General features: G+C 41.1%; 13 protein-coding genes. All 13 read right to left on the reverse strand.

Annotation, left to right across the window (positions count from 1 at the left end):
- Positions 1-18: 18 nt before the first annotated feature.
- The 13 genes from hslU to rnc all read right to left on the reverse strand — a co-directional run bounded on the left by hslU (position 19) and on the right by rnc (position 13,254).
- Entirely contained in the window at positions 19-1,431 is a 1,413-nt protein-coding gene (gene hslU / locus FC98_RS00810; protein ID WP_275452773.1) for an ATP-dependent protease ATPase subunit HslU, read from the reverse strand.
- Between the two features lie 13 nt (positions 1,432-1,444).
- Entirely contained in the window at positions 1,445-1,987 is a 543-nt protein-coding gene (hslV, locus tag FC98_RS00815; RefSeq protein WP_008856814.1) for an ATP-dependent protease subunit HslV, read from the reverse strand.
- A gap of 12 nt (positions 1,988-1,999) precedes the next feature.
- The gene (gene xerC / locus FC98_RS00820; protein ID WP_008856815.1) at positions 2,000-2,935 is read right to left on the reverse strand and encodes a tyrosine recombinase XerC; all 936 of its coding nucleotides are present in this window, start codon (positions 2,933-2,935) and stop codon (positions 2,000-2,002) included.
- A 271-nt stretch (positions 2,936-3,206) separates the two neighbouring features.
- On the reverse strand, positions 3,207-3,569 hold the full coding sequence (gene rplS, locus FC98_RS00825; protein ID WP_008856816.1) for a 50S ribosomal protein L19: 363 nt from the start codon (positions 3,567-3,569) through the stop codon (positions 3,207-3,209).
- A 92-nt stretch (positions 3,570-3,661) separates the two neighbouring features.
- Positions 3,662-4,459, reverse strand: a complete 798-nt coding sequence (gene trmD, locus FC98_RS00830; RefSeq protein ID WP_054654255.1) for a tRNA (guanosine(37)-N1)-methyltransferase TrmD — start codon at positions 4,457-4,459, stop codon at positions 3,662-3,664.
- Positions 4,456-4,977, reverse strand: a complete 522-nt coding sequence (gene rimM, locus FC98_RS00835) for a ribosome maturation factor RimM (RefSeq protein ID WP_008856819.1) — start codon at positions 4,975-4,977, stop codon at positions 4,456-4,458. Before rimM ends, trmD begins: the two co-directional genes overlap by 4 nt.
- A 71-nt stretch (positions 4,978-5,048) precedes the next feature.
- Positions 5,049-5,297, reverse strand: coding sequence for a KH domain-containing protein (locus FC98_RS00840; RefSeq protein WP_008856820.1), 249 nt, complete (start codon positions 5,295-5,297; stop codon positions 5,049-5,051).
- Positions 5,298-5,314: 17 nt separating this feature from the next.
- Positions 5,315-5,590, reverse strand: a complete 276-nt coding sequence (rpsP, locus tag FC98_RS00845; RefSeq protein ID WP_008856821.1) for a 30S ribosomal protein S16 — start codon at positions 5,588-5,590, stop codon at positions 5,315-5,317.
- A gap of 103 nt (positions 5,591-5,693) precedes the next feature.
- The gene (ffh, locus tag FC98_RS00850) at positions 5,694-7,130 is read right to left on the reverse strand and encodes a signal recognition particle protein (protein WP_056949024.1); all 1,437 of its coding nucleotides are present in this window, start codon (positions 7,128-7,130) and stop codon (positions 5,694-5,696) included.
- Between the two features lie 13 nt (positions 7,131-7,143).
- A complete protein-coding gene (locus tag FC98_RS00855; protein WP_008856823.1) occupies positions 7,144-7,485 on the reverse strand; it encodes a putative DNA-binding protein in 342 nt (113 codons plus the stop codon).
- An 89-nt stretch (positions 7,486-7,574) separates the two neighbouring features.
- Entirely contained in the window at positions 7,575-8,978 is a 1,404-nt protein-coding gene (ftsY, locus tag FC98_RS00860) for a signal recognition particle-docking protein FtsY (RefSeq protein WP_056949027.1), read from the reverse strand.
- On the reverse strand, positions 8,978-12,529 hold the full coding sequence (smc, locus tag FC98_RS00865; RefSeq protein WP_056949029.1) for a chromosome segregation protein SMC: 3,552 nt from the start codon (positions 12,527-12,529) through the stop codon (positions 8,978-8,980). The genes ftsY and smc overlap by 1 nt, the downstream gene beginning before the upstream one ends.
- 14 nt (positions 12,530-12,543) lie before the next feature.
- Positions 12,544-13,254: a ribonuclease III gene (gene rnc / locus FC98_RS00870; RefSeq protein ID WP_040471516.1), complete on the reverse strand. Its 711-nt coding sequence runs from the start codon at positions 13,252-13,254 to the stop codon at positions 12,544-12,546.
- Positions 13,255-13,317 lie beyond the last annotated feature (63 nt).

Below are 13,317 nucleotides of genomic sequence, written 5' to 3' on the forward strand. Positions count from 1 at the left end.
GATTTGTCTCCCAATCCCCTACAGAATGTAACGTGACAGATCCTTATTTTGAGCCAATTTACCGACTTTATCGTCAACGTACTTCTCGGTGATTGTAATGTCACCCATTTGCATGTCAGGGCCTTCATAAAGAATATCCTCAAGAAGCTTTTCAAGAATGGTATGCAACCGACGAGCACCAATGTTATCTGTATTATGATTAACATCGGTTGCAATTTCGGCAATTCGATTAACAGCTTCAATTGTGAACGTTACTTTGATATTATCAGTTCCAATTAACGCAATGTATTGTTTGGTCAACGAGTTGGTGGGTTCAGTTAAAATTCTGACAAAATCATCTTTGGTCAAATCGTTCAATTCGACTCGAATGGGGAAACGGCCCTGAAGTTCTGGAATTAGATCTGAAGGCTTGCTTTCCGCAAATGCGCCAGAACCAATAAATAACATATGATCAGTATTCACTGGGCCATACTTCGTATTAACTTGAGAACCTTCAACAATTGGTAAAATATCTCTTTGAACACCCTCACGAGAAACTTGACCGCTATTTTTGGAACTCCCGGGAGCAATCTTATCAATTTCATCGATGAAGATAATCCCAGTGTTTTCAGCTCGGGTAATCGCGTTATGGTATAGGTCTGCCTTGTTAATGAGTTCCTCTGATGCTTGGCGAGTTAAAATTGACCGAGCTTCGCTTACCGGAACAGTTCGTTTAATTGTTTTCTTTGGCATCAAACCAGAAAGCGTGTCATTTAAGTCAATGCCCATTTGATTCAACATGGTGTTTTGACCAGAAAGTTGTTGGGTTGGATCGGCCATTTCAATTTCAACCTGATCATTTTCAAGCAAACCAGCCCGAAGCTTTTCAGCAACGGACATCCGCTTTTCCCGAACGTCATCAGTGACGTTTTCTTGATCGTCATTATTTTGAGATGGGGTTTGTCCCTGTTGCATCTGATTAAACATATTCATCAGATTTTGCATCTCGTTTTGATTTTTCTTTTTCTTTTCTGCCGGTACCAACAATTTAACTAATTTGTTATTAGCCTGCTTCTCAGCTTCAGTTCGGACCTGCTTATATTCATCTTCACGTTCAAGTTGGATCGCGTTTTCAACTAAATCACGGACCATCGATTCAACGTCACCGCCAACGTAGCCAACCTCAGTAAATTTAGTTGCTTCTACCTTTACAAAGGGCGCGTTAACAATTTTAGCTAATCGACGAGCAATTTCGGTTTTACCAACACCTGTGGGGCCGATCATCAGCAAGTTTTTGGGTGATATTTCATCTTGCATGTCTTTAGATAATTGCATTCGGCGATAACGATTCCGCAATGCAACGGCAACGGCTTTTTTAGCTTCGCCCTGGCCAACAATGTATTGATCTAAAACTTCAACAATTTCTTTTGGGGTTTGTGTGGTTTCTGTCAATTTAATTACCTCTCTATATTTCTTCGGAGATGACATTCTGATTTGTGAAGATATCAATGTTACCAGCAATGTGAATGGCAGCTTCAGCAATTTCTCTCGCACTCATATCAGGGGCATGGTGTTTCATTGCCGTAGCGGCTGCAAGGGCAAAATTACCGCCTGACCCAATTGCAAGGATATCGTCATCAGGTTCAATAACCTCACCCTGGCCGGAAACGAGTAAGAGGTCGTGATCATTCATGACAATCAACAGGGCTTCAAGCTTTTGTAGTTGTTGGTCACCACGCCATTCTTGAGCTAGTTCAACTGAAGAACGCTTGAGATCACCGTCAAATTGATTAAGCTTCTTTTCAAATCGTTCTTCAAGGTTAAACGCATCGGCAACACTACCGGCGAATCCAACGACAACTTTATCGTTGTAAATGCGACGAACCTTATGCGCGGTTCCTTTCATAATCACTTTTTCACCCATTGTCACTTGACCATCGCCAGCCATCGCTAAATGACCTTGATGGCGGACAGCGACGATTGTAGTTGCTTCAAATTTGATTGGCATAATATTCCTCTTTTATCTATTAGTTTTTAATGAATCGTTATTCCTTGGAAAATATTTCTTGTAATCATCAAGTAAATGCCGCTTCGTAACGTGCGTATAGATCTGGGTAGTTGATAAGCTGCTGTGACCTAATAATTCTTGTACGGAACGCATATCAGCGCCATTATTTAACATTTCTGTGGCAAATGTATGCCTCAGCATATGGGGATGAATACTGGTGGTTAAACTACTTTGTTTGATAATCTCATCCATGATGTATTCAACTCCCCTAGATGTTAGCGGCTTCCCATAATGATTAACAAATAAGTACGAATGGTTCTGATGATAGCGTTTCATCAGTGGCGTTCTTGCATGCTGTTCATAATTGATAATCGCATTTTTAGCGTAATCGCCAAAGGGAACGTATCGCTGTTTATTTCCCTTTCCGGTTACTAGCAGAATTCGGTTATCCAAATCAATATCCAGTAATTGAATGCCGACACATTCGCTCACCCGAATTCCCGTTGCGTAAAGCAATTCAAGAACGGCACTATTTCTAGCTGCTAATTGCTTATCTGGTCCCTTCTTGGCAGCATCAAATAATGCCCGCATTTCGTTTTGATAGAAAAATCTGGGTAAGTGTCGATTATGACTCTTGAGGTGAACATATTCAAATGGATTGACCTTTATAACCTCATTTTTTACTAAGAAGTTATAAAAGGATTTTAACGCCGACACTTTTTGAGCAACTGAACTTTTAGCGTAATGATGATCGTACAAATGTGTTAAATATGATTCAACATCGTAAGCATCAATCTCGGTAAGCGGCTTAATATCTGTTGGGGTTGCTGCTAGAAATGCCATGAATTCCTCGATGGCAATTTGATATGCCCCAACGGTCTTGGCTGAATATCCTCGTTCACTTTTTAAATATTTCAAAAACCAGTTAACGTTTTTTTGATCAAGCATTTAGTTTCACCTACTTACTCACTATTTTGACATCACTAACGAATTTGTACCATGTAATCGTCATCATGCGCTAATACCATAATAGCAAATTAGACCAACTTTTGTCCGAAATTATGATAATAATTATGGTGGTAACCAATAATTTAGGGTCGGTATCATTGGTAAATGCTTAAATGCATGTTAAGCATTTTAACACTTTTTATCTAAATAAGTGGCTAAAAAACAAAAAAGGATTGAATCAAAGGTATCTGATTCAATCCAATCGTCATAATTATGAACGAGTTCTAAGTGATGCCCGAATACGAGCAGCCTTACCTTGCAATGCACGCAAGTAATAAAGCTTAGCACGACGAACGTGACCATGTCTGATGACTTCAATTTTGTCAATTCGTGGTGAATGAAGTGGGAAAATTCGTTCAACACCAACACCATTACTTACCTTACGAACGGTATAAGTGGCTTGAATGCCTGAACCCTTGCGTTTAATAACAACGCCTTCAAACAGCTGAATTCTTTCTCTAGTACCTTCAACAACCTTAACGTGAACTCGTAAAGAGTCACCTGCACGGAAATCAGGAATATCATCGCGTAGTTGTTCATTGTTGATTTTCTCAATCAATTGATTCTGTCGCATAAACAAATCTTCCTTTCACTAACATTCATTATCTGGTTTGACAGCGGAATGTTGTTTTGCGGCTTGCGCCAATGGCTAGTTTACCATAAATATTAGTTCTGTGTAAAGGGCTTTTTCTTGTCACCATTTGAATCGACTGCCCTTTCTTCCTCTTCAATCCTGACATCAGCGAGTAAATGTTTTTGGGTACTAGTCAGTTTTTGATGATCGATTAAATCTGGTCTCCGCCGATAAGTCCTTCGTAGTGCTTCCTTTTGATTCCAAAGAGCGATTTTTTTGTGATCACCATTCATTAAAACCTCAGGAACTTTCATTCCCCTAAAATCCGCCGGCCGCGTATACTGAGGCTCTTCTAATAAACCAGTTGAAAACGATTCTTCTACCTTAGATTGATTATTCCCTAAAACACCTGGAATTAACCTGGTAATAGCATCAATCATAACCATCGCCGGTAGTTCGCCACCCGTTAGGACGAAGTCACCAATCGAGTACTCATCAGTAACAATGGACCTAATTCGTTCATCGTATCCTTCATAATGACCACAAATAAAAGTGAGGTGATCATCCTGGGCAAGCGTTTCCGCCGCATGTTGGTTAAACTGTTTACCAGCAGGATCCAATAAAATAACCTTACCGGCAGCGACACCAGCATTCGCAGCCGCTGCTTTAGTCTGTTGATACGCATCAATAATTGGTTGGGCCTGTAGGAGCATTCCCGCACCACCACCAAACGGATAATCATCAACGTGACGATGTTTATCTTGAGTAAACTCGCGAAAATTTGTGACGTTAAAATCAATGATTTCATTTTCGATTGCTTTGCCAATAATTGAATCATGCATTGGCACAGAAAACATTTCTGGAAATAAGCTTAGAACATCAATTCTCATTCGTCTAACCCCTCCGGAATATCAACCAAGATCTGACCTTTATCAAGATCAACCTCCTTGATCACAGAATCAATTCTCGGCAGTAATAAATCTTTTTGGCCTTCTCGTTGTACAACCCACACGTCATTGGCCCCAGGAGATAGAATTTCTTTCACAATGCCGATTGGATGTTTATCGAGATCAATTACGTTAAGACCAATAATTTGATGATAATAGTACTCTCCAGGCTTTAAATCATCAGCTGACTGGGCAGTTTCATCGATCAATAGTTGAGATGGCTTCAAGAATTCAATATCGTTAATTGTTGGGTAGCCTTCAAAATGTAATAGAATAAATCCCTTATGTTTTCTAACACTATCAATTACCAGGGAAATTAATTTGGATTTCTTATCTATTTTGGCATAAACTGTATGACCGACTTGGAAGCGTTTATCCGGGAAGTCAGTTGTCGCAATTACCCTGACCTCTCCCTTAAGGCCTTGGGTATTCACAATTTTGCCAATGGTATAGTAGTTCATAAGGAATTCCTCCTTTTAATTTATGTATAAGAAAAAAGTTCCTAAACAAAACCTCCGTTTCGCTCAAGAACTCACTGTTTGCCATCGTCAACTATTAAACGAGCTTTCTTTTGACCCTCAACCGGAACGCTATACACGATCGTTCGAACGGTTTGAATAACGTGGCCATGTTTACCAATAATTCTACCAATATCATCTTCATTTAACCGAAGATGATATTCCATAAAACGATCGGACTCATTATGAGAAATCTCAATTTGTTTAGGATAATCAACTAATGGTGAGACAATCTTTTTTATTAATTCATCAATACTAACCATGATGTCTAATCACTCACTTACTTTTTTGAGTATTTAGCTTCGTGATATTTCTTCATGATACCAGCATCTGATAATAAGTTACGAACAGTATCAGATGGTTGTGCACCATTGTTTAACCAATTGAGGATTGACTCTTCTTCAAGAGTAACCTTAGCTGGTTGTGATAATGGGCTATAAGTACCAACGTTTTCGATGAAACGACCGTCACGAGGACTACGTGAGTCGGCAACAACAATACGATAGTATGGACGTTTCTTTGAGCCCATGCGCTTTAAGCGAATCTTAACTGACATGCATTTTACCTCCTATAATCATTTAACGATTAATAATATACCAGTAATTTGAAAGGTTGTAAAGGTTTTTTTCTTTACACCGTAAAAGAATGTTACCACGGGGTTAACGACGCTTCTTTTTCTTATTGCGGCGGCGTTTATTCTTTTTCATTTTCCGACTTAACTGCTTCATCGCTAACTTGGATAGTTTGCTGCCGCCCATTCCACCGGCATTCATCATGTTTTCCATTCCAGACATGTTGCCCTTGGAGACTTTGTTCATCATCGTTTTCATCTGACCAAATTGTTTGATCATCCGATTAACTTCTTGAATCGGTCGGCCTGAGCCCTTAGCAATCCGCCGCCTTCTTGATGGGTTTAAAACGTTTGGATCAGTTCTTTCCTGCTCAGTCATCGAATAGATAATGGCCTTTAAATGGTCCATATCCTTCGGATCCATATTGACGTTTTGAAGAGCCGGATTGTTAGCCATTCCAGGAATCATTTTCATGATCTCATCCATCGGCCCCATCTTTTGGATTTGAGATAGTTGATCCAAAAAATCATTAAAATCAAACGTATTTTCTTGGATCTTTTCCTGAAGTTCTTCAGCTTGTTTTTGATCGTACTCTTTTTGGGTCTTTTCAATAAGCGATAACATATCGCCCATTCCTAAAATTCGTGAAGCCATTCGATCTGGGTAGAAGACATCTAAGTCACTCATCTTCTCACCTTGACCAACAAACTTGATCGGTTTGTCAGTTACTGCCCGAATTGAAAGGGCAGCCCCACCACGAGTGTCACCATCTAGCTTAGTAAGGACCACTCCGGTAACGTCGAGGGTTTTGTTAAATCCTTCAGCAGTTGCAACGGCATTTTGACCAGTCATTGCATCAATTACCAGCAGAATTTCATCCGGATGAACCGCATCCTTGATATTCTTCAGCTCGCCCATCAACTTTTCATCAATCTGGAGCCGACCGGCGGTATCAATGATCACATAATCATTGTGATTTTCTTGTGCTTGTTGTAAACCACGTTTAGCAATTTCGACAGGATCAACGTCAGTTCCAAGCTGAAATACCGGGACGTCGATTTGCTGGCCAACCGTTTGTAATTGTTCAATGGCAGCTGGTCGGTAGACATCATCAGCGATTAACAGTGGTCGCGCATCCTGTTCATTCTTTAACTTTAATGCGAGTTTACCAACTGTTGTCGTTTTACCAGCACCTTGAAGACCAGACATCATAATAACTGTTGGGATCTTCTCGGATTTATTCAGGGGAACAGCTTGCTCCCCCATCATTTTCGTCAATTCCTCATCAACAATCTTAACGATTTGTTGTGATGGATTTAGACCTTCAAGCACCTTGGCGCCAGTTGCCCGTTGCTCAACAGTTTTGACAAATTGGCGAACCACTTGGAAGTTAACATCGGCTTCGAGAAGCGCTAACCGAATTTCACGCATCGTTTCCCGTAAATCAGCTTGGGAAACCTTGCCCTTTCCACGTAACTTCTTCATGGCATTTTGCAGCCGTTCAGTTAATCCTTCAAAAGCCATTATTTCACCACTTTCATTGTTCTTCCGTTGTTTCCAAGCTAGTGATTAATTTATTGAGCTTGGTATCACCTGGATAGTTCTTCTTAACGTATGTTTGGATTTTATCTAACTTATTATTTCGATCCACAAAACTATGGTATAAATTAAGTTTATCCTCATATTGCTGCAGAATTTTTTCTGAGCGCCGAATATTATCGTAAACCGCTTGGCGACTGACGTCATATTCCTCGGCAATTTCTCCTAGTGAAAAATCGTCAGCATAGTACAATTGAATGTAATTTGCTTGTTTTCTAGTTAGGAGCGGTTCATAAAATTCAAATAAGGAATTAATATAGTTATTCTTTTCCAGTTCCATTTTGAAACCCCTTTTATGATCCAATACGTACTCTAGATTACAGATTTTTCAACGGACCGTCAACAACAACTATCAAATAAATAATCAACCTATTCAGAAATCAATCCCTTAAATAAGCCATACACAAAATCATTCGGATCAAACGGTTTTAGGTCCGCGACCTGTTCGCCTAAACCAACGTATTTTACTGGTAAATGAAGTTCACTTCGAATCGCTAAAACAATCCCCCCACGAGCGGTGCCATCAAGCTTTGTTAAGACGATCCCAGTAACGTCAGTTGCTTCTTTAAACATCTTAGCCTGAGTCATCGCATTTTGGCCGGTTGTCGCATCAAGGACCAACAAGACTTCATGAGGCGCTTCAGGGATTTCGCGGGTTAAGATCTTTTTCATTTTACTTAACTCGTTCATTAAGTTAACTTTGTTTTGCAGTCGGCCAGCGGTATCGACCATTAACACGTCGTAATTCTCATCACGAGCCCTTTTAACAGCATCGAATACGACTGAAGCTGGATCGCTTTTGGCCTTACCCTTGACGATATCCACGCCATCACGTTCAGCCCAGACATTTAACTGTTCAATTGCACCAGCTCGGAAAGTATCCGCAGCTGCCAAAACAACCTTCTTACCCTGGTCCTTATACATTTTAGCCATTTTGCCAATGGTTGTTGTTTTACCAACGCCATTAACCCCAACAAAAAGTAAAACAGTTGGGCCGCTTTTAGCCATGTTGATAGCTGGATTTTCACCATTACCGGCTTTGTCGTACATATCAATTAGTTTTTTAACAATAACATTTTGAACGTCCTTAGGCTTCTTAGCGTTTTGCAATTTAACTTCTTCACGTAATTCATCCGTAATTCGCATTGACGTTTCAAAACCGACATCAGATTCAATCAGCATATCTTCCAAATCATCAAAAAACGATTCATCAACGTGGCGAAAATTAGCTAACAAAGCGTTTAACTTCTCGCCAAAGGTTGATCGCGATTTCTCAAGTCCTCGTTCGTAAGAAGCGGTTGCGTTGTCATCGCCGCCAGTCTGATCACTTTCATTAGTAGCAGCCAGTTGGTCTGATGAATCGCTAGCCGCCTGACTTGTTGCCGCCTGACTTTTACTTGAAGCAGTAACGGGCTTTGATTCGTCACTATCCACAGCGTCGGTTTCTGGTTCAGCAACCTTTTGAATCGCTTGTTGACTCGTATTTGATGAACCTGACAGTGTCTGGTCAGATGACCTGGAAGCAGCCGATTGTTCATCCCGTGTCTCCGATTTTGCTGCCGATGGGGCTAGTTGATCACTGGCCGTTGCTGATGATTCTGATGCAGTTGATTCTGAAGATGCTGATTTGGCAGCTAATGACTGTTCAAGCATTTGAGCATCAGAATTCGGTTTAGTAGCCACTTTCACTGTTGGTTGTTCTTTCTTTTCTTGTTCTACTTTCTTTTCAGCATTCTTTTTAGAACGCCGTTTAAAGATATCAAATAAGCCCATTAGCTCACCTCCGTTTGTAAATTATCTAAATTGACGGTTACGACTTTAGAGACTCCTGATTCCTGCATCGTAACCCCATAAAGTTGATCTGCGTAAATCATCGTTTCTTTCCGATGGGTGATTACAACAAATTGGGTTTCATCCTCAAACCGCTTCAAATACTTGGCAAATCTATCTGCATTAAACGGATCTAGTGCCGCTTCCGCTTCATCTAGAATGCAAAACGGCACCGGCCGAACCTTAATAATCGCAAAGAGCAGTGTAATGGCGGTTAAGGCTTTTTCACCTCCTGATAACAAGCTCAGGTTACGATAATTTTTGCCGGGTGGCTTCACCATAATTTCAATGCCCGTGGTCAACAAATTATCTGGGTCAGTTAAGACTAACTTAGCTTCGCCACCACCAAACATCTCCACAAAAACCTTAGAAAATGCCTCAGCAACTGCTCTGAAAGCAGAATTAAATTTCACACTAATTGTTGAATCCATGTCAGCCATTGTTGCCGTCAAATGATCTTTAGCGTCAACTAAGTCTTGTCGCTGCTTAATCAAGAAATCGTAACGTTTGGAAACGTCCTTAAACTCCTGAATTGCTGAAATATTAACGGGACCAATCTCATCGATACCCTTTCTTAGCATCTTAATTTGCCGGTTAACATGATCAACATCAATATCGGATTCAACGGCTTTTAACGCTCCCGGGGCAATGTGATAATTCGCTTGGAGCTGGTCGAAGTCCGCCTGAAGCTTTTGCTGATCTTGTTTTAGTTGAGCTAAAGTTTCTTGGTGCTCGTGGGTAGCATTATTCAAGTTTAGCTGATTGGTTTGAACTGCTTGACTGACCGATTCCAGCTTCTCATCATCGTTATTAATCTGCTGCTTGACTTTTTCTAGCTCAGCTTTCAAATGATCTTGACGGGAAGTTTGTTGGTTGATTTGAGCATTTAGCTCACCGGCAGCCATTGTTTCATTGAGAGCGTCCGTTTGCGCAGTCCACTGCTTGTGTAAATCAGCCAAACTAAGCTGATGTGATTTAATTTGGTCATCAAATTCTGTTTGCCGCCGACCAATTTGGGCAAGCTTCTGCTTAGTCACAACGACTTTGTCATGATAGCGTTGTCGACTTAGTGAAAGTTGCTCAGTCAGCTTTTTAACGTTGGTGAGTTGTGCTTTTTGTTCCGATAACTGCCCATTAGTGCGATCAAGCTCAATCTGTAAGGATTGATTTTTAGCATTCAAATCACCTTGATCAGCAGATTCCAAGTTGTTTGTAGAATTATTAATCGCCAGCTTTAAAGTCTGAAGTTCCCGTTGCTTTTGGCTTACCTGTTTGGTCATATCCTGACGCTGGACACGTTTACTTTCATATTGTTGCTTTAATTCAAAAACTTGTTGCCGGCCACGATTATAGGAATCCTCAATTTTTGCGAGTTCACTTTTAGCACTCGCAAGCGCTTTTTCCTTTTCACTTAACTGGCGATCCATTTCCTGAGTCGATTTAGTCAGTGATTCTAATTCGGTTTTTTGAATAAGAACGCCCTGATTTTCGCTGCGGTTAGCGCCACCAGTCAAGGAGCCGCCAGCATTGACGACTTGCCCATCTAAAGTAACAATTCGAGTCCGATGATGAATGGCTTTACTGATCGCAATCGCATTATCCAACCGTTTGGCAATAATTGTCGTTCCTAGAAGGAATTCTTTGATTTTGGTTAACTTGGTTGGCATCGATACTAGGTCACTTGCAATACCCACATAACCAGGAACTGTGCTAGCAGACCGAATCACATCAGAATTTAGATGACGCCCAGAAATGGTTGAAATTGGTAGTAAGGTAACCCGCCCCAACCGATTCTCAGTCAAATACTGAATTGCTGCAGAGGCACTTGCATTATTGGTAACAACCACGTGTTGAACCTGACCACCAAGAGCCGTGTTAACAGCCTTAACGTACTGATTAGCCACATCCAAATAATCGGAAACCGGGCCTAAAATCCCCGTCAGCTGCTCCTTATGACGCAATAAGTTGGAAACGCCGCGGTAAAACCCGCGATACGAATCATGCAATTGCTTTAGGGAGTCAGCTTTGGCCTTGGCTTGTTCGGCAACTTTTAGTGCCGCAAGCCAGTTGGCCTGATTACGATCAACCACTTGCTTATTGTGATTAAGGACCCCTTCGAGGTTGGACAGTTTCACTTGAGTCTCACTAAATTGGTGTTCACTTTTTTGAAGTTGCTCATCAAGATCTTGAGCTTGGGCGGTTAATTGAGTCAATTCTCGAGATGCTTTATTAACCCGCGCTTGTTGGGCGGCAGATCGCTCCTGGCTGCGTTGATTATCGTGTGCTCTTTCAGTAATTTGGTTTTTGACGTCCGTTTGCGCCTGTAAGAGGTCAACGTAATGATTTCTTAAATCATCGATTCGCTGCTCGATTGCTGAGACGCTATTTTGCTTTTCTTTGGCCGTAACTTTTTCTAGTTCAGCTGTTGCTTCATCTAGTTGACCAGCAAGCTGCTTTTGCTCGGCATTTGCCTGTTCCGACTTGACTTTGTAATCATCGATTTGGCTCTGGGTTAACTTGATTTGCTCGTTAAGTCGGTTTAAATCAGCATTTTTAAAGCTTTTTTCCTGTGCCGTTAATTGATGTTGGCTGTTAAGAGACTGAATTTTGTTAGAAACAGTTAGCAGCTGACTATTTAAATCATCAATTTGTTCACGACCATTGGCAAGCTGTTTCTTCAGGACCGCTCGCTGTTGTTCTCCCGCCGAAACTTGACCGCTTAGTTTGGTAACAATGGCTTGCTTTTCGGCTACCAAGGCCTTTGAGTGAGCGACCCGTTGAGCTAAGTTAGCCGTTGAAATAATTAACTGTTGCTTTACAAGGCCATCAAGACGTTTTTTTTGATCAAGATAATCCGTGGCTAGGCTGCTTTGTTCCTCTAATGGCTGCAAACGAACTTTTAATTCATGAACGATGTCCTCAACCCGGCTTAGGTTGTCAGCAGTCTCATCAATTTCTCTTTGAGCGGTCAATTTATGCTGTTTGTATTTATAGACGCCAGCCACATTTTCAATAATTGAGCGTCGTTCAATGGGCTTACTGTTAAAAATTTCTTCAACGTTTCCTTGAGAAATAATTGATAAGGAGCCTTGACCAATACCACTGTCCATAAATAGATCAGTGACATCCCTTAGCCGACATTGTTTATTATTAATAAAATAAGAACTATCGCCGTTACGAAACAACTTTCTAGAGATCAGCAACTCATCAGCCGGTGTGTCGATGTAGTGATCCGTATTATCCAGTGTGAGGGTAACTGAGGCCATGCTTAAAGAACGGCGATCTGCTGAGCCAGAAAAAATGACGTCTGGCATTCTTGATCCCCGCAAATTTTTAGCAGATTGTTCCCCCATTACCCAGCGAATGGCTTCAGCAATATTACTTTTACCACTACCATTAGGGCCAACGATTCCCGTCATCCCACCAGGGAAATCTATTCTGGTTTTGTCCGCGAAGGATTTAAAACCAATCATTTCGATGGATTTAAGCTGCACGTTGATTCTCCATTCTAAACAAGATTATCGCCCTCAGTATCAAAATGAGTGAGCGCTTGTTGAGCAGCCCGTTGTTCAGCCGCCTTTTTTGAGTGACCAATTCCGACCCCAAAGAGCTTGTCCCCAATTGAAACGTTAACCTTAAACGACCGATCATTGTCCGGACCAAATTCATCAATCAATTCGTAATCAATATCAACCGGGCCATCAGCCTGAGCAAGCTCTTGAAGTTCTGTCTTATGATCAAAGAACTCCGCAAACATCCCTTCATCCAGCTTAGGGAAAATGACCTGTTGGACAAATTTTTCGACCGTTGCTTGGCCCTGGTCAAGGTAAACGGCACCGACAAATGATTCAAAGATATCACATAGTAATGAATCACGATTACGGGCACCGGCCTTTTCTTCACCACGACCCAATCGAATATACTTATCGAAGGTACATTCACGCGCAAAAGTACTGAAACTTTTCTCATTGACCATCGCTGCTCTTAGTCGGGTAAGCCGTCCTTGTGGCATTTTGGGGTATCGTTGAAAAATATAGCTGGAAACAATGAGCTGAAGGACAGCATCCCCAAGGAATTCCAAGCGTTCGTAAAATTTAAGGTTTTGGCCCTTATGTTCATTAACGTAAGATGCTTGCGTAAACGCCTCGTCAAGCAAATCTTGATTATCAATATGAATGTTGAAACTTTTAGCCAACATTTCGTTCAAGCCTTTTATCAATCCATTGCCTCCAAATTTATTTCGTTAAACAGTAAAAAATTGAAATTATATCGGTTGCGAAAT

This window comes from Lentilactobacillus kisonensis DSM 19906 = JCM 15041, from assembly GCF_001434135.1.
Lineage (GTDB): Bacteria > Bacillota > Bacilli > Lactobacillales > Lactobacillaceae > Lentilactobacillus > Lentilactobacillus kisonensis.